22 protein-coding genes are annotated in these 22422 nt (G+C 40.8%); 11 read left to right on the forward strand and 11 right to left on the reverse strand.

Annotated features, from left to right (window positions below; all coding sequences use genetic code 11):
* Positions 1-2: 2 nt before the first annotated feature.
* Both B5X76_RS00320 and B5X76_RS00325 read right to left on the reverse strand, forming a co-directional pair.
* Positions 3-2384 (reverse strand): endonuclease MutS2, encoded by a 2382-nt coding sequence (locus tag B5X76_RS00320; RefSeq protein ID WP_079640433.1) that lies wholly within the window; start codon positions 2382-2384, stop codon positions 3-5.
* Positions 2384-3058 carry a DUF4296 domain-containing protein gene (locus B5X76_RS00325; protein ID WP_079640434.1) on the reverse strand — a complete coding sequence of 225 codons (675 nt, stop codon included), beginning with the start codon at positions 3056-3058 and terminating at the stop codon, positions 2384-2386. Before B5X76_RS00325 ends, B5X76_RS00320 begins: the two co-directional genes overlap by 1 nt.
* A gap of 83 nt (positions 3059-3141) precedes the next feature.
* Here B5X76_RS00325 and B5X76_RS00330 point away from each other — a divergent pair, with 83 nt between their 5' ends.
* Genes B5X76_RS00330 through B5X76_RS00360 form a run of 7 tightly spaced genes read left to right on the forward strand, consistent with a single transcriptional unit; the run spans position 3142 to position 9415 of the window.
* Positions 3142-3831, forward strand: a complete 690-nt coding sequence (locus B5X76_RS00330) for a YggS family pyridoxal phosphate-dependent enzyme (RefSeq protein ID WP_079640435.1) — start codon at positions 3142-3144, stop codon at positions 3829-3831.
* Positions 3832-4287: a GNAT family N-acetyltransferase gene (locus B5X76_RS00335; RefSeq protein ID WP_079640436.1), complete on the forward strand. Its 456-nt coding sequence runs from the start codon at positions 3832-3834 to the stop codon at positions 4285-4287.
* Complete coding sequence (locus tag B5X76_RS00340; RefSeq protein ID WP_079640437.1) at positions 4287-5093, forward strand: DUF3298 and DUF4163 domain-containing protein; 807 nt, start codon at positions 4287-4289, stop codon at positions 5091-5093. The genes B5X76_RS00335 and B5X76_RS00340 overlap by 1 nt, the downstream gene beginning before the upstream one ends.
* Before the next feature lie 41 nt (positions 5094-5134).
* Positions 5135-6403 (forward strand): aspartate kinase, encoded by a 1269-nt coding sequence (locus B5X76_RS00345; protein ID WP_079640438.1) that lies wholly within the window; start codon positions 5135-5137, stop codon positions 6401-6403.
* A complete protein-coding gene (locus B5X76_RS00350; protein ID WP_079640439.1) occupies positions 6396-7577 on the forward strand; it encodes a THUMP-like domain-containing protein in 1182 nt (393 codons plus the stop codon). The genes B5X76_RS00345 and B5X76_RS00350 overlap by 8 nt, the downstream gene beginning before the upstream one ends.
* A gap of 52 nt (positions 7578-7629) precedes the next feature.
* Positions 7630-8619: an LLM class flavin-dependent oxidoreductase gene (locus B5X76_RS00355; RefSeq protein WP_079640440.1), complete on the forward strand. Its 990-nt coding sequence runs from the start codon at positions 7630-7632 to the stop codon at positions 8617-8619.
* Between the two features lie 40 nt (positions 8620-8659).
* Positions 8660-9415, forward strand: a complete 756-nt coding sequence (locus B5X76_RS00360; protein ID WP_139375157.1) for a hypothetical protein — start codon at positions 8660-8662, stop codon at positions 9413-9415.
* A gap of 9 nt (positions 9416-9424) precedes the next feature.
* Here the strand turns inward: B5X76_RS00360 and B5X76_RS00365 are convergent, their stop codons facing one another.
* The 3 genes from B5X76_RS00365 to B5X76_RS00375 all read right to left on the reverse strand — a co-directional run bounded on the left by B5X76_RS00365 (position 9425) and on the right by B5X76_RS00375 (position 12803).
* Positions 9425-10498 (reverse strand): acyl-CoA dehydrogenase family protein, encoded by a 1074-nt coding sequence (locus B5X76_RS00365; RefSeq protein WP_079640442.1) that lies wholly within the window; start codon positions 10496-10498, stop codon positions 9425-9427.
* Positions 10499-10511: 13 nt separating this feature from the next.
* On the reverse strand, positions 10512-11108 hold the full coding sequence (pnuC, locus tag B5X76_RS00370) for a nicotinamide riboside transporter PnuC (protein ID WP_079640808.1): 597 nt from the start codon (positions 11106-11108) through the stop codon (positions 10512-10514).
* Between the two features lie 171 nt (positions 11109-11279).
* A complete protein-coding gene (locus B5X76_RS00375) occupies positions 11280-12803 on the reverse strand; it encodes a malate:quinone oxidoreductase (RefSeq protein WP_079640443.1) in 1524 nt (507 codons plus the stop codon).
* A gap of 188 nt (positions 12804-12991) precedes the next feature.
* On the opposite strand from B5X76_RS00375, the gene fabG reads away from it, so the two are divergent.
* Positions 12992-13735 carry a 3-oxoacyl-[acyl-carrier-protein] reductase gene (gene fabG, locus B5X76_RS00380; protein ID WP_079640444.1) on the forward strand — a complete coding sequence of 248 codons (744 nt, stop codon included), beginning with the start codon at positions 12992-12994 and terminating at the stop codon, positions 13733-13735.
* 55 nt (positions 13736-13790) lie between these two features.
* Positions 13791-14771: a LuxE/PaaK family acyltransferase gene (locus B5X76_RS00385; protein WP_079640445.1), complete on the forward strand. Its 981-nt coding sequence runs from the start codon at positions 13791-13793 to the stop codon at positions 14769-14771.
* Between the two features lies 1 nt (position 14772).
* Here the strand turns inward: B5X76_RS00385 and ypfJ are convergent, their stop codons facing one another.
* Positions 14773-15636, reverse strand: a complete 864-nt coding sequence (ypfJ, locus tag B5X76_RS00390) for a KPN_02809 family neutral zinc metallopeptidase (protein ID WP_079640446.1) — start codon at positions 15634-15636, stop codon at positions 14773-14775.
* Between the two features lie 180 nt (positions 15637-15816).
* On the opposite strand from ypfJ, the gene B5X76_RS00395 reads away from it, so the two are divergent.
* Positions 15817-16395: a PhnA domain-containing protein gene (locus B5X76_RS00395; RefSeq protein WP_079640447.1), complete on the forward strand. Its 579-nt coding sequence runs from the start codon at positions 15817-15819 to the stop codon at positions 16393-16395.
* 31 nt (positions 16396-16426) lie between these two features.
* Here the strand turns inward: B5X76_RS00395 and B5X76_RS00400 are convergent, their stop codons facing one another.
* Genes B5X76_RS00400 through B5X76_RS00410 form a run of 3 tightly spaced genes read right to left on the reverse strand, consistent with a single transcriptional unit; the run spans position 16427 to position 18029 of the window.
* Positions 16427-17059: a Crp/Fnr family transcriptional regulator gene (locus tag B5X76_RS00400; RefSeq protein WP_079640448.1), complete on the reverse strand. Its 633-nt coding sequence runs from the start codon at positions 17057-17059 to the stop codon at positions 16427-16429.
* Positions 17060-17065: 6 nt separating this feature from the next.
* Complete coding sequence (locus tag B5X76_RS00405) at positions 17066-17476, reverse strand: DUF6691 family protein (protein WP_079640449.1); 411 nt, start codon at positions 17474-17476, stop codon at positions 17066-17068.
* Between the two features lie 4 nt (positions 17477-17480).
* A complete protein-coding gene (locus B5X76_RS00410) occupies positions 17481-18029 on the reverse strand; it encodes a YeeE/YedE family protein (protein WP_079640809.1) in 549 nt (182 codons plus the stop codon).
* A 268-nt stretch (positions 18030-18297) separates the two neighbouring features.
* On the opposite strand from B5X76_RS00410, the gene B5X76_RS00415 reads away from it, so the two are divergent.
* Positions 18298-20307: an ATP-binding response regulator gene (locus B5X76_RS00415; protein ID WP_245800876.1), complete on the forward strand. Its 2010-nt coding sequence runs from the start codon at positions 18298-18300 to the stop codon at positions 20305-20307.
* 22 nt (positions 20308-20329) lie between these two features.
* Here the strand turns inward: B5X76_RS00415 and ispE are convergent, their stop codons facing one another.
* Positions 20330-21136, reverse strand: coding sequence for a 4-(cytidine 5'-diphospho)-2-C-methyl-D-erythritol kinase (gene ispE, locus B5X76_RS00420; RefSeq protein ID WP_079640451.1), 807 nt, complete (start codon positions 21134-21136; stop codon positions 20330-20332).
* Entirely contained in the window at positions 21136-22365 is a 1230-nt protein-coding gene (locus tag B5X76_RS00425) for a DEAD/DEAH box helicase (RefSeq protein WP_079640452.1), read from the reverse strand. The genes ispE and B5X76_RS00425 overlap by 1 nt, the downstream gene beginning before the upstream one ends.
* Between the last annotated feature and the right edge of the window lie 57 nt (positions 22366-22422).

Here is a 22422-nt window from a genome sequence, read left to right on the forward strand (position 1 = left end):
ACTTAACCGATATAAGCATAGGTTATGCCATCGCCACCACGATCCGCATGTTCATCCTCAAATCGGCTCACATGATTGTATTTCCTCAGATAGTCTCTAATAAACTTCCGCAAGATCCCGTCCCCCTTCCCATGTACAATCTTTAACGAAGGATAGCCTATCATTACGGCTCGATCCAGAACGAGTTCAATTTTATGGAGTGCATCATCAGTTCGCATGCCTCTTACATCGACCTCCGGATGAAAGTCTGCAGCAGACCCTGTAGAAACGCCGGTACTTCTTTTTATAGCTTTGGATTTTTCCTTACTTCTCAGTCTACTTACTCTATTCATTTTGACGACAGTACGAAGTTCGCCTAAAGCAATAATCAAGCTATTGTTTTTTGTGATCTCTATGATTTCTCCCTCAGATCCAGAGTCATCAATACGTATCCAATCTCCCACAGCAAAAGCCTCTAACTCTTTTTTATCTACTTTGTTTGGTATAGATTTCTTCTCTGACGACGTGCTGTGCTTATCTAAAGATGCATTGAGTTTAGAACGAATTTCTTTAGTTTTCTCCTTGTCGGCCCCTACAGAGCGAATTTCAGAAATGGTGTTTTCAACCAGACGATTCGCTTCTTTAAGAATCACTTTGGCTTCTTCTTTAGCTTTCCGGAGTATCTCTTTTTTATTTTCGTCGATATGCTCTTGGAGGCTCAAATACTTTTCCTTTAGTTCAATAAGTTCCTTTTCCCGCTTATTCACGGCAACTTTCGTGTCGAATACCTCTTTCTTGTCCCGCTCGAGATCAACCAACAGTGTGTCGACTTTCTTCTGCTGAACACCGATTTTCTGCTTTGCCGATTCTAAAATCTCTTTCGAAAGCCCGATTTTTTGCGCAATCTCAAAAGCATATGAACTCCCCGGCTTACCTACCTGCAATATGTACAGGGGTTTCATCTGCTGATTATCGAATAACATAGATGCGTTTTCCAGTCCAGCAGTATGGCTTGCAAAGAGCTTTAAATTCGAATAGTGAGTCGTTACAACACCTCTCACCTGCTTCTTATTTAGTTGTTCTAAAACCGCTTCTGCAATAGGCCCGCCAAATTGGGGATCAGTGCCGGTACCAAACTCGTCTATCAAAATTAAAGTACGTGCGTTAGCGAAGGTAGAAAAGTGTTTCATCTTCGAAAGATGGGCGCTATAAGTACTCAGATCGCTCTCTATAGACTGATCGTCTCCGATATCTGCAAAAATCTGCTTAAACACACCCAAAGATGAAGTTTCATCGGCTGGAATGAGAAGACCCGATTGAAGCATCAGCTGCAATAAACCTACAGTCTTCATACAAACTGACTTCCCCCCTGCATTGGGTCCTGAAACCAAGATTACCCGATCGGTATCGTCGATCTTAATGTTTAATGGCACCACCGAATGGCTGCTATCCTTAAGCGAGTTCAAGAATAACAAGGGATGCTTTGCCTGTACTAAGTTAATCCCAGCGTCTTTGGACAGTAGAGGCATATTAGCCTGTATATCGATAGCAAATAGCGCTTTTGCGCGAACAAAATCCAGTTTGGTCAATAACCCATGATATGCCAATAACAACGGTACATGTGGACGGAGCTCAGTTGTCAGATCGGTCAAAATACGGATTACCTCTCTCCTACGTTCAAACTCCAGATCTCTCACTTTATTATTGAGGTGAAAGACCTCTTCGGGCTCAATATAAGCAGTCTGTCCTGTAGCTGACTCATCGTGAATTAAGCCTTTGACTTTTCTCTTGTTCTCCGCAAGAATAGGGATACACATGCGTCCATCTCGAATTGTCAAATTACCATCAGCCGTCCATCCCTGCGCCTGCGCTTGTTTGAAAACACTGTCCAGCCGCTTACGAGCCTCTTGTTCACTTTTTGCAATTTGTTGCGTCAGGTCCAACAGCAACCTCGAGGCATTGTCTTTTAATCTCCCTCTATCATCCAACACCTGCTCTATGGATCGGACTATAGATTTTTCTATAGGAAGATGTTCAAATAGCAATTCTAGATGTGCATACTGTCCAGCTCTATCATTAAAATATTTTATGATTGCATACACCGTCCGCAAGGACAGTAGAATACGGTAAAATTCTTCTTCGCTTAAAAAGGCACCTTCTAGCTTAGCCTTTTCAGCTAATGGTTTGATTGCATAGATATGATCCACTGGCAACGGTGCGTCATGGAGCAGCAAATTTTTGAATTCATTGGTTTGTTTCAAAAAGCGATCAATTTGATCCATCTTCACTTGTGGTTGTATTTTATCAACCATCAGTCGCCCAGCTTCACTCAGGCACTTTTCTTTTACTAGGTTCCGAATCTCGGTAAAGCCTAGTTTTTCTATCGCATTCTCAGGATAAATCATTAATTAGTAGTTTTTCGCAGCACTTTCTTAACACTCGACGTATCAGATATGGGTGCAGGCGCCACCGTTTCTAGTCTTTCTTCTACGGGAACTTGTTCCTGTGGAGTATCCAAACGTTGTGGCGGATTAGGTAATATCGGGGCTATAGCAGGCACCTGAATGCCATAAGCATTGAGGTTGAGTTCTGCTTTAGACAGAAAATCTGTGCCGTATAACGTATAGGTATACGCAGTGCTATCCCGATGTACATTAATAATCATGTTTTTCATCATTTCGGTATTCCGTTGCAGTCGCATCGCATGACGCATGCTATCTTGAACCACGACATTCTGTATGGAGTCTATACGACGGTACTCCATGTCCTTTGCTGTAAGCGTCTTACCAATACTAGTATACATCTTCTCTGTCAAAATAGGACTACCCAAATAGTAATCTATATTCTTTATGAATCCGGCAGAATCTAATTTAAATTTTTTAAATGCATTCTCATAAAATAGGGGCATTACTTTACGTCCGCTATCTATAGGCAATGTATTCAAGTAAGCATCAATCAGTGATACTTCAGTCATGAGTTCGGTCATGTCCTTCTCGGATAAGATACCCTTTGGCTTCTGTTTACCACAGGCGATAAACAAAAAAAACAATGGAATAATGATGAAATTTACGCGCTGCATTATTTAAATTTGTACAAATTTACAAAATGCCTTTGTAATAGGTACCTTTGTAAATCATATCTCCAAAAAATAATTTTCGAATAATGGACATAACTGCAAATATTCAGGAAGCACAAAATGAATTAAACCCGATAGGTGTGACATTGGTAGCGATTTCTAAGACCAAGCCTATAGAAGATATACAAGAAGCATATAATGCCGGCCAGCGAATATTTGGTGAAAATATGGTTCAGGAACTTGTTGAGAAACAAGAAAAACTACCTCAAGACATACGGTGGCATTTGGTGGGGCATCTACAGACCAATAAGGTGAAATACATCGCATCATTTATTGATATGATCCAGGCTGTGGATTCGCTAAAACTACTCGTTGAAATCAATAAGCATGCGGCTAAGCATAATCGGGTTATAGACTGTTTACTTCAGGTAGATATTGCTCAGGAAGACACCAAATTTGGACTGGATCACCCCGAGGTCATTGAACTTCTTGAAAGCGAAGAGTTTAAGTCTATGAAAAACATACGCATACGCGGCCTAATGGGTATAGCGACTAATACTGACAAAGAGAAAGAAGTTAAGGAAGAGTTTTATGAACTCAAAATGCTTTACGACGGTATCAAGGTAAGCTACTACCGTAAAGATGATAGTTTTGATACCTTATCTATGGGAATGTCTTCAGACTATAAACTAGCGATAGAGCAAGGCAGTAATATGGTGAGACTGGGAAGCACCCTCTTCGGCAAGCGTGTCATCAAACACTTTAAGGCAAAATAAATGGGGGTCGTTGTACGGGTGGCGCAAAGGGAAGATTGTCCCGCGATGATGGAATTGATTCAGGAACTAGCTGTTTTCGAAAAGCAGCCTGATGCTGTAACCGTCAGCATGGAGGAATTTGAAGATGCTGGATTTGGAACAAATCCTGTATGGGGTGCATTTGTCGCCACAGATCAAGATAAGATTGTGGCGTTATCTTTGTATTATATCCGATATTCGACCTGGAAAGGAAGGAGACTCTATTTGGAGGACCTCATCGTTAACGAGCCTTACCGTGGTCAGGGGATAGGAAAACTACTTTTGGACCGAACTATTGAGCATGCCAGAGTGAATAACTTTTCGGGAATGATGTGGCAAGTTTTAGATTGGAATACGCCCGCTATCAAATTCTACGAATCGTATAATGCTTCGCTGGATGGTGAGTGGATCAATGTAAGTTTAAGCTTTAGAGATTAATGCGTAGCGGAATACTTTTTATTTTTTTTTTCGTCACAATATCTTGTGCCAACGAACGAACGAAAACCACGTCTTCAGCTAGTTCGTCCGAATATGCCCTACAGGATACTGTCGACTATTCATACCATACCAAACGGGAAATAAGCCCCTATTTTGTTGGGGATTCAACGCATATTGATACCGCATATTATCAGATCACCTATCCTATTTTTGCTAACAAGGAGATCGATAACGCACTACAAGAGGCTATCTTCATTGACAGGGAAAATAATGCGGATGAAGCTGCCATTTCATTTTTAAATGGATACAACGAATTTGTAGAGGAGAGCAGCACCATAGCCATACATTCGGCGTGGTATAAAAAAGCGCAGAGTCAGATTATTCTTAACACACCACTATTTCTGACATTACAAACATCTATACAAGAATACACCGGCGGTGCTCATGGTAATCATGTAACTATTTTCACGGTTTTTGATACCGATCGTCTCAAAAAATTAAAACTAGAGGAAATTATTGCAACAGGCAAACTGACTGAATTGACCAAGAAAGCGGAGACTAAATTTCGCAAACAGGAAAGCCTTTCCGACACCAGCTCATTGACCAAAGATTTTTTCTTTGAAGATGGAATATTCGCATTAAATGATAACTTTGGACTCACAAAAGACAGGTTGATTATCTACTATAATGAATATGAGATCAAACCCTATTCAGAAGGTGTTACCGTTATTGAGTTGCCTTACGAAGATATCTCGGATATTTTAAATGCTCGGGGTAAAAGGTATGTAAACAATATTCAGCAATAGTTTCTTCAACCAACCTTAACTCTTATACATATAATACATTAATGCAGGTTTTTAAATTTGGTGGCGCATCTGTAAAAAGTGCCGATAACATAAAAAATGTAACTTCTATATTGTCAAGATACAGGTCTTCTGAATTGCTTGTCGTAGTGTCCGCTATTAACAAAACGACAAATAAACTGGAAGAACTTACACAGGCGTACTACTACCAGGAAAAGGATCCTTTTGCATTATTAGCGGAAGTAAAAGCCGATCATTTTAATATTCTTAAGGATTTATTTGGGGATTCGAATCATCCCGCGTTCAATGATATCAACAATTGTTTTGTAGAGATTGAATGGATTCTAGAGGAAGAGCCTCAGGATACTTACGACTATCTTTTTGACCAGATTGTTTCTATAGGCGAATTGGTGTCCTCCAAAATACTCGCAGCTTACTGCTTGCATATCGGTATTCCTACGAAGTGGATCGATGCCCGAAATTATATACAGACCGACAATACCTACCGCGAGGCTCAGGTTAACTGGGATCTTACGGAAGACAAAATAAGAAGGGATCTTCCCGAAATCCTAGATAATAATGTGGTCGTCACCCAAGGATTCATCGGATCTACTTCTGAAAATTTCACAACAACCTTAGGAAGAGAGGGGTCTGATTATTCGGCCGCAATATTTGCATCTTGCCTAAATGCCGAAGACATCACTATATGGAAAGATGTACCCGGAGTTTTAAATGCGGATCCCAAATGGTTTGAAAAGACCGAACTAATTCCAGAACTATCCTATACCGATGCGATTGAACTTACCTACTATGGGGCAACAGTAATCCACCCGAAGACTATAAAGCCACTACAAAATAAGAAAATCACACTTAATGTAAGGTCATTTTTAGATCCGGAAAGCCCAGGAACAAAGATCAGAACAACGAATCAGACACTTCCTGTCCCTTCGTTTATTTTTAAGGTAAATCAGACTTTTATCAGTATTCAACCTCGTGATTTTTCCTTTATTGTAGAGGATAACCTGAGTCATATCTTTAACCTTTTCCACCAATACCGTATTAAGGTTAACATGATGCACAACAGTGCGATCAGCTTTTCGGTTGCCATAGATAGTACAGGGCAGAACATTGAGACTCTGCTGGCCGAGCTAGAAAAAAGATACAAAGTTTCTGTAGAACGCGGTCTTGAGTTGATCACTATCCGTTACTATAATCAACAAACAATCGATCGGGTATTAGTAAATAAAGAAATAATTCGCGAACTTAAGGACAGTTATACCTGTCAAATGTTAGTGAAAAATATTGATGAATAACCATATACTGGATAAAGAAGTACAGGCTTTTATTAAAGCTAACCGGGAACAATCGCCCAGCAGTGTAGCTTTAAAGAAGAGTCCGTTTGATGCTGTGAGTTCTTCGGAAATCGCAGCTCAGATCGATGGTTGGCAACGTGCCGTACGTAAACTGCCAACATGGGCTTTCTCTTCTAACATATATTATCCAGACAAAATAAACATCGAACAGTGTTCTTCTGAGCATACGGCCTTAATCAAACAGACCCTTATCAAAAAGGGAAGCAAGGTTGTGGACGTTACGGGTGGTTTTGGTGTCGACAGCTGTTACATGGCACAGGAGGCAGAGATTGTCGTGCATTGCGAACTTAATGAACGATTATCGCAGATCGTCAAGCATAATGCATCCGTACTAGGGGTGCCCAATTTGGTCTGTATCGCTACCGATGGCGTCGAGTTCGTCAGAAATCAAGACAATCACTCGTTAGATTATATCCTAATCGACCCTTCCAGAAGGATCAATCATTCCAAAGTTTTTCTGTTGGAAGATTGTGAGCCTAATATTATTGCCAACCAGGATATGTTTTTTGAAAAGTCGAGATTCATCATTTGTAAGGTCTCCCCTTTATTGGATATCAGTACTGCGCTTCAAAAACTAAAGCATGTCAAGCTCATCTATATTATTAGTGTAGATGCAGATTGTAAAGAGCTATTATTTGTGCAGGATGCAAATTACACAGGCGAACCTCGACTTGCTGCAATACGACTATTTCTAGATCAGATCCAAACCCTTACCTTTACACTTGAGGAAGAGAAACAGGCATTAATACGTACGTCAGAACCACTGACTTATCTATATGACCCTGATGTCAGTGTTACCAAAGCCGGAGCCTTCAAAACGGTAGCTAAACGGTTCAATCTCTTCAAAATCCATACGCATTCCCATCTGTACACTTCTTCTGATTTTCAGGAAGATTTTCCAGGAAGGACATTTTTGGTAAAAGAGGTATTTACCCTATCCGCGTTCAAAAAAAGACACACCATCGACAAAGCCAATGTAGCTTCCAAAAACTTTCCGATGAAGGTCGAAGAAATCAAAAAAAAGTTTAAAATCAAAGATGGTGGTAGCGAATATCTTTTCTTTACAACGGACTATTTAGGTAATCCGATTGTCATACATGGGCACAAGATTTAATAAAAGACAAAACCATTACAGACCTTTTTTTCATTCCTTGTATCTTTAAGTTATGGAAAAAATAAAACTTTCTGCACTAGAGTTAGCAACAATCTGTAAAAACAGTAACGCATCGGAAGCTATTAATAGAGCTGTCGTCGGTGCACAACATATAGAACGTTTAGGTTATCATCGTATATGGCTGGCAGAACACCATAATATGCCACATATTGCCAGTTCGGCCACCGCAGTCCTTATCGGTCATATTGCGGGCAAAACATCACAAATACGAGTGGGTTCGGGAGGCATCATGTTGCCCAATCACACCCCACTGGTCGTAGCCGAACAGTTTGGCACATTGGAAAGTATATACCCAGGTAGAATAGACCTAGGTCTAGGACGAGCGCCAGGGACAGACCAGCTCACGGCAATGGCATTACGTCGAAACAATCTCAATACTTCATTCTATTTTAAAGACGATATCCTAGAACTTCAACGTTATCTGGATGAAAATAATGTCGATGCAAAAGTAAGGGCTTTCCCAGGTGAAGGTCTCGACGTGCCTATATACATCCTTGGTTCCAGCACCGATAGTGCTTACTTAGCGGCTGAGTTGGGGTTACCCTACGCCTTTGCAGCTCATTTTGCTCCAGCAATGCTAGAGCAAGCTTCTGCTTTATACTATAGCAACTTCAAGCCTTCTGCTGCACTTAAAGAACCTTATTTTATCGTTTGCGTCAATATTGTTGCTGCACCAACAGACGATGAGGCACATTTCTTGTCGACCAGTTTGTTTAATATGTTCGCAGGCATATTGACCAATTTAAGAAAGCCTCTGTCTCCTCCGACTGAAAAGCCTATTTATCATGGTATCCCCGAAATAGAAGAAGCTGTAAACCGCATGGTAAGCTGCACTTTTATCGGCACAGAATCGATCATCAAAAAAGAAGTGCTTGATTTTGCAAATCAACACAAAGCCCATGAAATAATGACAACAAATTATATCTTTGACGATGCTAAGCGTTTGGAAGCTTTTGATATTATCGCCAGCGCATTACATTAGATATAGGTATATGATAAAATACGGCTATTGCTTTCTGTTTATGATTCTTATTTCCGCCTGTCAACAAAAGTCGAGCGAGACCCAAAAAGCGAAGACAAACGATTCGGTTGGCGACGGTGTAATCGTCCAGAGTGACAGTATCTCAACGTCTGCGGTATCCCACAAGATTCCGATCTCCTCAGACTCGATTATCGAGGGGCATGTATTAATGCCTGTTCGTTATCGTGTATGGGGAGATCCCGTATCCAAGATTATCAACAACAACTGGCTTGAATTGCACTTAAAAGATGGTTCTTATGCAGTAACTTCTGCGCTTTACCACATCGAAAATGAAGATGAGGAACCCTGTTCAGGGCTTCCGACGGAGACGATTGTACCCAAAGAAGATGTTTTGTTATTCTTCAATATACCGACCATACAAAAAGGTAGTGTAGACAGCATCGCTTTTCCAAAGCCGATCATTGAACCAGGAGAGCCATTCCAATTTACGTATCAAAATCAAAAGTACCAGCTACAGGCTTCAGGTATCCGGTTCTATAAAGATGAAGAACGGAATAACCCAAATACCAACTATACCCTAAAGTTGTATCGCGATGGCAAACTCATTCGTACGTTAATCAATCAATCGTCTTATAACGATACTGCGACCGAATTGAAATTTATCGGAGACCTCGACAGAGATGGGCAATTAGATTTTATCTTTTCCAGTCCCAGGGATTATGAAGAGATGCGTCTCCTCATCATATTGTCGGGCAGTCCACAAGTCTATGAAGGCACCATGCAGTTTGACTGCTAGTTAAGTTGTTTAAATATTCAACAGACTATGTTGTGTTGCTGTAAATATGTTTCTAAAGACTGTATTTAGTTCCGCCCCATTTTGCGCTGCGCCAATGCCTAACAATGGAAAGAGGCGGACCGTTTCTTCTCGAATGCCTTTCACGATTTTCCGAGATTCACGAGCAATATCATCTAAAAGCACGGTTTTTATCGTTGAGTGTTTTGATTCATGCCATAATAAATCAGCAAATAAACTTACCTTTTCGCGATCCGATTCTAACTGGAGTCGAAGGCCATCTACGTTTCTGAAATAGGCCTTTCCATATTTTGACAACCAACTCTCCTCCTTCGACTTCTCGAAAAAGTATTTTTCGACCAAATCGAGGTACCTTCTGTACATCCCCATATAGTTGACAAGAAGTGTCAATTCTGCAAAAGGCATAAAAGGAATCCGGTACAATGCAGTATCTTCTGCGCGATGTTCCGGTTTAATCTGAAAGGCATGATTTGGCTCTATCGCAATCTTATCTAAGGAAAAACTATGACTTGCTGTACAAGCTAAACCAAAGGAATCCCAATCGTAATGTACGAGTACTTTGTCACGGGGTATTAGGAATGAAAATACCACTTGTTCTCCCGATTCATCCAACCTCGGTTCGTTGCCGTCAAAAACAAAACTATTTAGGGTAAAGTGGCTCAAGTGAGGTGCTCCGGTTGCGAAGCGCCAAAACCCTGTAAGTGTATAACGCTCCCCATCCCATACTGCTGTTCCAGTAGCACGTCCCGAACCGCCCAAACAGACTTTCGGATCGGCAAAGACTTTAGTAGCTAACTCTTTGTCCAAATAACCTGCAAACATATTGGCGCCAGCACATAGCGTCACCGTCCAGGCCATGCCACCATCCCAATAAGCTAGTTCTTCCAAGAGGTTCAAACCATCTTGTAAACTCATTTCCGAACCTCCGAGTGAAGCCGGGACCCATATATTGAACCAATTATTCTCGTAGATCAAACCCAATTGCGCTTCGACCAAAGTCCTCGCTTGCATAGATGCCAACTGATTATCTCTTATTACCTGTATTGCATGTTCACAAATCATCATTTTCAGAGGGGTTTTAATTTCTCATTAGCCTTCGCCAATTAAAATAACCGAAGATAGCAACGGTAAATAAGAAAGTAGTAAGGGCCGCAAACAGATACAGCTCTTTATGTATTAATAACGGGACAGCAAACAGATTACTCACATTAAGCAATAACCAGTTCTCGACCTTCCGTTTGGCCAAAAGCCACATGCCTGCCCAGGCGGTAGCGGATACCCAAGCGTCCCAAGCTGGGACATCCGAGTCCGTCACATGCTCGAGAATCAAAAACAAGAAAACAAATCCAAGTATACTGATCGCCGCCACCACGCTCCAGTCTCTCTTTGTACAGCTCGTGATCGGTTGTTCCCGCGCAGCTTTGCTACTGGACCAATACCACCAGCCATAAATACTCATGATCAGGTAATACATATTCAAGGCTATCTCTGCATACAACTTAGCGCCAAATAACACATACATGCCGGATACAATCCCCATAATTCCGAAGAAATAATTGGACACCTTATTATTTTTAGAAAGCAGTACCTGCACGACACCACAGAGTGCAGAGAAGCGTTCTAACCAAGAAGTTTGCAGGAATGCGTTACTAATATTTTCGAGAATATTTTCCATAAACAATGTAATCAAGGACATTATTTATGGGTATGCTTTGATAAGAGCAAAATTAATCCCTACGCCAGCATTATCCGGATCAGGTTCCTCCTACTAGACGTAGGATTGGGTATAATCTCAGCTCGGTTCCGCACGAATGCGGAACCTGCACCCCATAAATAGTTTTTATATTTAATCCAATTGCAATACACGATGCGTATGCGCACGCATCTCTGCACACAATTCGGCATTATTATTCAGAGACTGCCCCCATGAAGGTATCATCTCACGAAGTTTCTTTCTATACTCATCGGATTTTGCTCGTTCCGGAAAGCAACGTTTTAATAGCTGAATCATGATCTCTACAGAAGTAGAAGCCCCCGGAGAAGCACCAAGCAAGGCAGCAATAGAGCCGTCTGCACTAGAAACTACTTCTGTGCCGAACTCCAATATTCCGCCGTGTTTCGGGTCTTTCTTGATTACCTGTACACGTTGTCCAGCCTTCTCTATCCCCCAGTCTTCCATTCGAGCCGTCGGCATAAACTGCTTCAATGCATCCAATTTATCCTTTGGCTTTTTCATCACCTCCGTGATTAAATATTTAGTCAAGGGAAGATTGTCCAATCCAGCAGACAACATTGGTTTAATATTAGATAGCTTTATAGAAGCCGGCAAATCAAAATACGAGCCCTGCTTTAAGAACTTTGTCGAAAATCCAGCATAAGGACCGAAAAGCAATGCTTGTTTGCCATCGATGTAACGCGTATCTAAATGCGGCACTGACATCGGAGGCGCTCCGACAGATGCTTTGCCATATACTTTAGCATGATGCTGTTTTATGATATCTTCATTGTTGCAACGCAACCATTGTCCACCTACAGGGAAACCACCGTAACCTTTTGCTTCCGGTATTCCGGATTTTTCTAAAAGCAATAAGGAGTGTCCACCAGCACCGATAAAAACAAATTTCGCTTTGATCTCGCGCTTCTCTCCTGTTTTCAGATCTTTAACTTCGATCTCCCAACGACCATCATCTTCACGTTCAATATCCTTTACCTCTTGATGTAAAGCAAGCTTTATGTTATCCTTTTTATCTAAATAATCAATCAAATCCCGAGTAAGTGCACCGAAGTTTACATCTGTTCCGATATCCATCTTAGTAGCGGCCATCGGCTCATTGGCAGCCCGCCCCTCCATCATCAATGGAATCCATTCCTTAAGCACTGATTTGTCTTCTGTATATTCCATGCCTTTGAAAAGCGTTTCTTTTTCCATGCTCTCAAATCGAGTCTTTAGGAAACGAACATCTTTCTCTCCAAAAACAGCACTCATATGTGGTACTTTACGGATAAAGTGGCTGGGATTTTTAACAATTCCTTTTTCCACCAAATATGCCCAAAACTGCTTGGATACTTCAAACTGCTCAGCAATCTTTATTGCTTTGTCTACTTTTACCGATCCATCAGCCTGCTCGGGCGTATAGTTCAATTCACACAAGGCAGAGTGACCTGTCCCTGCATTATTCCATGCATCCGAACTCTCTGCTGCAACAATATCCAAACGCTCGACGATTTCAATATCGATATCTGGATTTAACTCATTGATTAATGCTCCAAGAGTAGCACTCATGATACCACCACCAATCAGAACGACGTCAACTTCTGTATTTTGTTTTTTCTTGCCCATGACTTGTTTAAATTGTTGCAAAATTAACATTCGTATTCGGTTATCACGAATGATTTTGTCAAAATTCTCTCATTTCCATTACATTTTATCACATTAAAATTGAATAGTTTCAAAAACTAAAAATTATCGTCTACATTTAATAAACTTAGTAGTCTCTCAAAATTTGCTTATTTTTGTTCCCCAACAGTAAAAAGAAAAAATTATTTATAAAAATACATATGAAATTACTTGAAGGAAAAGTAGCTTTAGTCACAGGAGCTTCAAAAGGAATCGGACGTAAGATTGCTGAAGTTTTTGCACAGCATGGCGCAAGTGTTGCATTTACCTACCTATCTTCTGTAGAAAAGGGCCTGGCGCTAGAGAATGAGTTGCAGGCATTTGGAACTAAAGTAAAAGGATACCGTTCGGATGCTTCTAAATTTGACGAGGCAGAAAACCTGATCAATGATATCGTGAGCGAATTCGGAACATTGGACATCGTCGTTAATAATGCGGGAATCACCAAAGATGGTTTATTAATGCGTATGACTGAAGAGAGCTGGGATGATGTCATAAACATTAACCTAAAATCCATCTTCAATGTCACCAAGGCGGCTTCTAAAATCATGATGAAGAACAGAAAAGGTTCATTTATCAATATGTCTTCTGTAGTTGGCGTACAGGGCAATGCTGGACAAGCCAATTATGCGGCTTCAAAAGCTGGTATCATAGGATTCACAAAATCTGTTGCCAAAGAACTAGGTTCTAGAAATATCCGCGCAAATGTCATTGCACCGGGATTTATCCGGACAGAGATGACAGAGGTCCTAGACCCTAAAGTTGTGGAGGGATGGGAAGCCGGAATTCCGTTAAAACGTGGTGGCGAACCGGAAGATGTTGCAAATGCTTGTCTTTTCTTGGCATCTGACTTATCTGCTTATGTCACAGGACAAGTGCTACCTGTAGACGGTGGTATGTTGTAGATAACACTTAGAGTTTTCCTTGATTTGCATCAAGGAAAACTCTAATTTTGCACCTATGATAAATAGGGAACAGGTTTTTGATATACAAACAGCGACAGAATTCAACCAGGCCGCTTTAGAAATCTTTCGTTATCAGGCACAGCATACACCTGTTTACCGAAGCTATATCCAAGCACTTGGAATTGATCCCTGTTCTATAACGGATTACCGAAAGATCCCCTTCCTCCCGATACAGTTCTTCAAGACACAGTCGGTACTCGCCGAGGAGTTGTCCGCTGCGATAACATTTAGTAGCTCGGGTACCACAGGAATGACCAATAGCAAGCACCATGTACCTGATTTGAAATGGTATACGGACAGTTTTAGAAAAGCATTTCAACTTTTCTATGGCAATATACAAGATATTGCCATTCTAGCCCTATTACCCTCCTACCTAGAACGCGACGGTTCGTCTTTGATCTATATGGTCGACGATCTTATTCAAGCATCTGGACAGTCGGAAAGCGGTTATTTTCTGTACAACCACCAAGATCTTTTAGATACACTACTAAAACTACAGCAAAAGGGCACCAAGACGATACTGATAGGTGTTACCTATGCCTTATTGGATTTCATCGAACAATACCAACTTGAGTTTCCAGATTTGATTGTCATGGAGACCGGCGGGATGAAAGGCAAGCGCAGAGAGATGGTGCGCGACGAGCTACACCAATTGCTAAAAGAAGGATTTGGGGTTCAGCATATACATTCGGAATACGGAATGACCGAGTTGTTGTCCCAAGGCTATTCTTATGGAGATGGTTTATTTTATACCCCACCGTGGATGAAAATTCTAATCCGGGATACCAACGACCCATTAAGTCTTTTGGAAAACAAAAAAACAGGCGCAATAAATGTCATTGATTTGGCCAATTATCACTCCTGTTCGTTTATTGCTACCCAAGATCTTGGAAAGATCCATGTCGATCAATCTTTTGAAATCTTAGGCCGTTTTGACAACTCTGATATCCGCGGCTGTAATCTTTTAGTACAGTAAACTACTTCAAACTTGGGTCGTTAAAAGTATCCCCAGCTTTTAGGTCACCGCTGTCATAGCCTTTCTTAAACCAATAGGCTCTTTGTTCAGAAGTGCCATGTGTAAATGACTCCGGATTAGCATGTCCTTGGGCCTGCTGTTGTATATGGTCATCCCCCACTGCTGCTGCTGCTCGCATCCCGTCGACAATATCTTCATAGGTCAATTGCACATCCGAGGTCTCGTTCACATAGTGAGCCCACACACCGGCATAAAAATCAGCCTGCAGTTCCGTCATTACAGAAATCTTATTATATTCCCGCTCGCTCATTTTCGCTCTTAGCGCATTTGTCTTTTGCAGAACACCTAGAATATTCTGTATATGATGCCCTACTTCGTGCGCGATCACGTACGCCAATGCAAATTCTCCTTTTGCTCCAAACCGCTCACGCAGCTCGTCGTTAAATGTTAGATCTATATATATACTATGATCCGCAGGGCAATAAAAAGGTCCATAAGCCGATTGTCCCATGCCACAACCATCTGTATTTGTCGCGCGATCATAAACTTTCAATTTGGTTGGAGGGTAGTCCTGATTCGCTTGCTCTCTAAATAATTTCCCCCAAACGTCTTCCGTGCTCTGCAACACGACTCTCGAAAACGCCGTTAATTTTTGTTCTTCGGCACTGAGTTCTCGGGGTCCGCCACTTGTCGTCTCCTGTTGCGTCGCCATCTGCTGCAATAGCTGCCCTGGATCTCCACCCATAAAAAGACCGATCAGCAGGATGATAACACCACCTATACCGCCGATTGCCACTTTCCCTCCTGAAGACATACCTCTTCTATCCTCGAAATTGTCACTTTGTTTACCGCCTTGCCATTTCATAGCTGTCTTATTTTTAAGTTAATAATCTAGTGCTAATATTACAAAATCTCTGCCAAAAGAAATAGATAGCGTCCTATTATTTTTTGATAAACTGTCGAACAAATCTCCATGCGATTGTTTGATTAGTTTCTCATTAATTTATCGAAAAACCCAAAACGAAAAATTGTGTATCTTTGCACTATGACTTTAGAGAACTTATTAGCCGAAAGAAGCGGAAACCAATGTGAGCTTTGTACAAGCAGTTCAGACCTTTCTAAATACGAAGTACCCCCTACTTCAAATGCGAACTTAGAAAACTGTATCTGGATCTGTGAAGTATGTAAGTCACAGATAGAAAAAAGAGAACAACTAGACGTCGATCACTGGAAGGTGCTGTCTGACACCATGTGGTCCGAACACCCTCCTGTACAAGTTGTTGCCTGGCGCATGCTTAGCAGACTAAGAAACGAAGGTTGGGCCGCCGATAATCTGGATATTCTTTATCTTGACGATGAAAATCTGGAATGGGCAAAAAAAACGGGAGACCATGAGCAAGATGGCACGGTCGATTTTCATCAAGATTCCAACGGCACACGTCTGTATGAAGGTGACACCGTAGTATTGATCAAAACACTGGACGTCAAGGGCTCTTCCCTAAATGCAAAACTCGGAACTGTTGTCAAAAACATCCGCTTAGTACCCGATAACACGGAACAAATTGAAGGGAAGATTGAAGGTCAAACTATCGTAATTCTGACAAAATACCTACGTAAAGGATAAAATAAAAAGAGGGAACCTAGGTTCCCTCTTTTTATTTTATTGTTATTACATTCCTATTCAGAAGGAGAAAGCCTTCCTTCTCCAACGACTTGAGTAAACGGGATATGACGACCCGCGATGTATTCAATTCATTTGCAATCTCCAAATGTGTTTTATTGATTACGCGCCCCTTATTAATTGTAGCTACATTCAATAGATAAGTCCTGAGCCTACCTGACATATCTTTAAAAGCTAGATTATCTATTGCTTCCAGCATTTCCTCCATCCGATTGTTATAGCTGTCAAATACATACTTACGCCAAGAAGGATATTTCGCCAACCACTCATCCATTTTTTGAACAGGAATCATAAGTACGCTGCCTTCTGTCTCCGCAATTGCCCGAATATTGCTTCGTTTATCTCCAAGACAACAAGCCATAGTCATGGCACAGGTATCCCCCTTTTCCAAAAAATACAGAAGCAATTCTCCTTCTCCATAATCCTCACGCATAATCTTTATTGCGCCTTCAAGCAATATAGGCATCGACGTGATCGCTTGGCCCATGTCGATCAGAATATCCTGTGGATGAAATTGGAACAGCTGTGCAGCTTTTCCAATTTCATCCATAAGCCCCTCTTCAAATTGATCAGGGTAATAAGCTTTTAAAACACCTTTTATATCCATGAAACTTTAGTGCGGCAATTTATCCTTTATCAAGCCGTAGATAAAGGTACCTAATAGCGCGCTTATTATCACTATAATCATAGGATATACTCCCGCACCAAGCAAGACAAAAATAGGTCCTGGACAAGCTCCGACTAAAGCCCAGCCTAAACCGAAGAAAGTACCACCAATCAAATAACGGGATATAGAACGATCTTTCGCATTCACTTTAATTTTCTTTCCATCAACATCTTTACCCGAGCGTTTCATAAGTTGTACCCCTATCGTCCCCACAAACAAGGCGCTCCCGATAAATCCGTACATATGAAAGGACTGGAAATTAAACATTTCGTAGATCCTGAACCATGACGCAGCCTCTGCTTTGTACATGACCATTCCGAATAAAACACCTAAAGCAATAAATACTATCTGTCTCATAAGCTTAAAAAATTAGAGGGAACAATGCATGAACCATCAACAGTCCACCGATAAAAAAACCAATTACTGCGATCAACGACGGCAATTGCAGATCACTCAAGCCTGAGATTGCATGACCTGAAGTACATCCCCCTGCATAGCGTGTGCCAAAGCCTATAAATAGACCGCCAACCACCAGCAATACAACATTACGCAACGACATATCGGCATAGATCTCCGATGGTACGTAAGCTTGACCTGCGCTATTGAAATTCATCGCTTTTAACTGTGCGATAGTATCCGCTGAGATTGCCGGGATCTGATTATTGGATAGATAATGTGCTGCAATATATCCACCTATAATCGAACCGAGGAGAAACAGTAAATTCCAGCTCTGCGACTTCCAATCAAAATCAAAAAAGCCACAAGACTTTCCGGCGCCTAGTGCGGCGCACATCGTCCTAAAATTCGAAGAAAAGCCAAAACTCTTTCCCAAGTAAATCAATGCCAGCATAATCAATGCTACCAATGGGCCTCCCACGTACCAAGGCCAAGGTTCAATTATCCATTCCATATGTAAAAAATATTTCATATTTGCACAAATATAATCAGTGTCATTAAATTACTCGGTTACTTTTGTTACATTTGCACAAACTAAAACTAGGAATTAACACACAGTATATTAATCGTTTAATTCCAACAGATTCTTACACTGTAAAAATACAAGGTCCGTGCCAGACAAATCAAATTTAACTTTAAGGAGAATAGTGCTATTCAGCCTTATCCTATCGTTTGCAATATTAAGTTCGATATTTATCTATCAGTACCTGCAATATAAAAAGGTGGAAAACAGATTAAACGCTGCCTATTCATCAGGGCACCTGCAATCACCTGCACTGTATAAATTGTTCTCAACATTTAGTGAAGCAGACAATCTATTCCGTCTATACACGATAAATTTTGATGAGAATGATTTCCAAGGCTACCGTAGTAAACTAGATACTATTAAACTAGTGGTGGACTCTCTAGCTTCCCTACCCCTAGAAAGTAATCCTGTCAAAGGCAACACAAATGGCGTGACACAAGGTAATTTAGCTTTGCAATACGCCTCCCTAAAAAAACAGGTAGATGATATCGTATACTATGCGCAAGACTCTTTGCTCTCGCTTACCGTGCAAAAAAGTAGTATTTCCCAGAAACCACGCATCACACAGTCCGACTCCATCATTAGCCGCATCCTTCGAGATACCTTAAAAATTGCACAAGAGAAGGATACCGTTGTGCGAAAAAAAGAAGGGCTTTTTAATAGAATATTCAAAGCAAAAAATGACACGTTAGTCAATCAAAAGACCAACGAGGTATTGAATCTAAATCAGGTAGATATCGTACAACGTAACATTGATCACTTGATTTCTACCAACGAAAAGATATACCGGAATAATCTCCGTGATCTCCGTACCATATTTCAGAAACTCCAAGGTGCGGAAAAAGATCTCATCCTTTCTAACTATGCACTCTTGAACAATTTGAAGGTTGGAATAGAAAATCTAAGACAGATAGAACTCAACGAGATTCAAAAAGCAGAAGAGGCGGATTTTGCATGGTACAAAGAAAACTCTGAAAACTTTGGAAATCAATTGATCATCGCATTATCTATCATGCTGTTGATGATTGTCTTTTTGATATATTATCAGTATGAAGTGGCTTCATACGAACGAAAACTACTCAAGGAAAAAGAGTACGCATCTAAGATCGCCGAAGAGAAGACCAACGTACTCGCAAACATCAGTCATGAAGTACGTTCGCCCCTGGTATCCTTACAAGGAGTTGTCAATCTTTTGAAAAATAATAACGATGCTAAAACTATAGATAAAGAGATCATCCAAACCGTGGACAACGACATCGCAGTTATCAATACCACAATCAATGACATTTTAAACCTGAGCAAGTTAGAGTCGGGAGCTTTAGAGATTAAGTTTGATTATTTCTCCCCACACAAATTAGTGGAAGATACAATTGGTTTACATCAATATCAAGCCGAAGTTAAAAATCTAGAACTTCATCTGGAAAACAATATAGATTCTTCATTGGTTATTTGGAGCAATGCTTTCCGTTTCAAGCAGGTGCTATCCAACCTGGTATCTAATGCTATAAAATATACCCAAAAGGGATCTGTTCACATCATAGCTAGCCTCAAAAAAGTCAATGACAAGCAAAAGATTGTTATACAGGTCATAGACACCGGTGTAGGGATTCCTGACAGCAAAAAAGACCAAATATTCAGAAAATACTATGTTGCTGACAACAAGAATAAGGCTGGTGGTTTTGGACTGGGGTTATATATCTCCAAGTTATTAAGTGAACAAATAAAAGGCACCATTTCCTTTGCGAGCGAAGCCGGAAAAGGCACAAAATTCACTTTCGAATTACCTATAGAAAAGAGTTTGATCCAAGAAAAAGAGAGCCGGGTGCTATCCGTTTCGGATCTTCCTTCCCACCTTAGAATCGTATTTATAGACGATAGTCGTATAGGGCTTTTCTTTGTACAACAACTGTTCAAATCGAACCAAAATGTTCATTTATTTGACAACAGTATTCAAGCTTGGAATTTCATCAAATCCAATCCTGTAGATATTGTTATCACCGACTTAGTCATGCCCGACCTAGACGGCTGGGATATCTTAAACCGCGTCAAATCGGATGATACGAAAGGAGCAACAAAGGTGTTGGTATGTACAGCCGAGAATATGTTATTAGAAGCTAGATCGAATCAAAAATATCATTTTGATGGTAGCATTAATAAACCTATCAATGAAGCCAATCTAGTCTCCACTTTATTGAAGAAGGAATAACTAATTTACGGAGTTAACGATACTAAAGATCCACAGGGTAGTATACTTTGCCAAGCCCATTTAGCTCGTCAAGGTTTACTTCCTCTTGAAAAATACCGTACACAGCAGATCCTGAACCCGACATAGCGGCATAAATAGCTCCTCGCTGATACAGTTCATGTTTAATTAACGCTATCTGCGGATACTTTTCAAATATGCCCAGTTCAAAATCATTAACTAGATGATATTTCCATTCCTGTATCGGTAGCTGAATAGCCCTTTTTAGATCCACCTTTGGGGTCTGGGGTACTATATTTTGGTATGCCTCTACCGTTGATATGTGTATGTCAGGTTTTATCACCACAATAAAATAGTCTGACAAATTCAATTCAACGGATTCAAATGTCGTACCGATTCCTGATGCAAAAACAGCTTTGTTCTCCAAAAAGAAAGGACAATCGGCGCCTAACCGCTCTGCGTAAGTTGCCAATTGCGCCATACTTAATCCTAGATCATTAAACTCGTTCAACATCTTCAACACCTGAGCAGCATCAGATGATCCACCCCCCAGGCCCGCACCTATCGGAATGTTCTTCAAAAGTTGTATACTAACGGGCTTCAGGCTATAGTCTTTTTCCAGCGCATGAAAAGCCCGTTCACACAGATTGTCTCCTTGATCTGGAATCGACAAGCCTGCCGTTTGAAACCGATTTACTTCAGCAGGCAACATTTCGATTACATCATACAACTTGATGGGATAAAATACCGTTTCAATACTATGATAACCATCAGACCTTTTTTCGGTCACAAGTAATCCCAGGTTAATTTTAGCGTTCGCAAACGAAATCATTATGATGAGGCCTTTTTGGGTTTATTGAATTTTCTATTTTTATTAAATGGTTTTCGCTTATTTCTATTGTTACTCTTCAATTTTGGAGTATATTCAGGTCCCGCAGCAAAACCATCAGGCAAAGGTACCTTGGTTATTTCATACTCTACCAACTTTTCAATCAATGCAAATTTACCTTGATCCTTCACGTTAATAAAAGTAATAGCCGTTCCGGTGGTTGCTGCGCGAGCTGTACGTCCTACACGATGCACATAGTCTTCAGGATCCGGAGGTACATCATAATTGACTACCAAACTAATACCCACAATATCGATACCCCTAGAAATAACATCAGTACCTACCAATACATTCAGCTTCTTGGCGCGAAAACGGCTCATGATATCTTCCCTTTCCGACTGCTCTAGGTCCGAGTGAAATCCCTCTGCAGCAATACCACTTTTGATCAGGTCTTTCGTCAACGTTTTCACGATCTCCTTCTTAGAAGCGAAAACAATCACACTAGAATACTTAGGATCTTTAAGTATATGGCGGATCAGATCATTTTTATGCTCATCGTATACCAGATAGGCGTGTTGATCAATTCCTTCGGAAGGTTTGGAGATCGCAATATTTATCTCGGTTGGATTATGCAATATTTTCTTGGCTAGTCCTCTGATTTTAGTAGGCATCGTCGCCGAAAATAAAAGCGTCTGTCTCTTTTGCGGCAAATAACTGATGATACGTATAATATCATCATAGAAGCCCATATCCAACATCGTATCCGCTTCGTCAAGCACAAGGTGTTTAAGGCCGCTGAAATCAAACTTGCCTGAAGCCATATGGCTAATCAATCGTCCTGGAGTAGCTACTATAATATTGACCCCTTCTCGAATGGCTCTCTTTTGTTGTTCATACCCCATTCCGTCACCACCGCCGTAGATCGAAATTGAAGTTGTCCCTGTAAAGTACCCCAACCCCATCACCTGTTGATCGATCTGCAACGCCAATTCACGCGTAGGGACTAATACAATAGTATCTACGCGCTCTTGAGGCTCCTGTCCATTTTTATGCAAAATAGGCAATAAGTAAGCCGCGGTTTTGCCCGTTCCAGTCTGCGCACAGGCGATTAAATCTTCGTCGCGTAATATGACCGGTATGGTCTGTTCTTGAATGGGTGTAGCTTCTACAAACCCCATAGTATCAAGCCCCTCTTCCAATGTAGGAATGAAGCCAAATTCATCAAATCTCAATGTATTGAAATATCTATATTGTTAAATTACTCGAAGTTACTAATTTTTATGCAATAA

The sequence above is a fragment of the Sphingobacterium nematocida genome, assembly GCF_900168125.1.
In the GTDB taxonomy this organism is placed as follows: domain Bacteria; phylum Bacteroidota; class Bacteroidia; order Sphingobacteriales; family Sphingobacteriaceae; genus Sphingobacterium; species Sphingobacterium nematocida.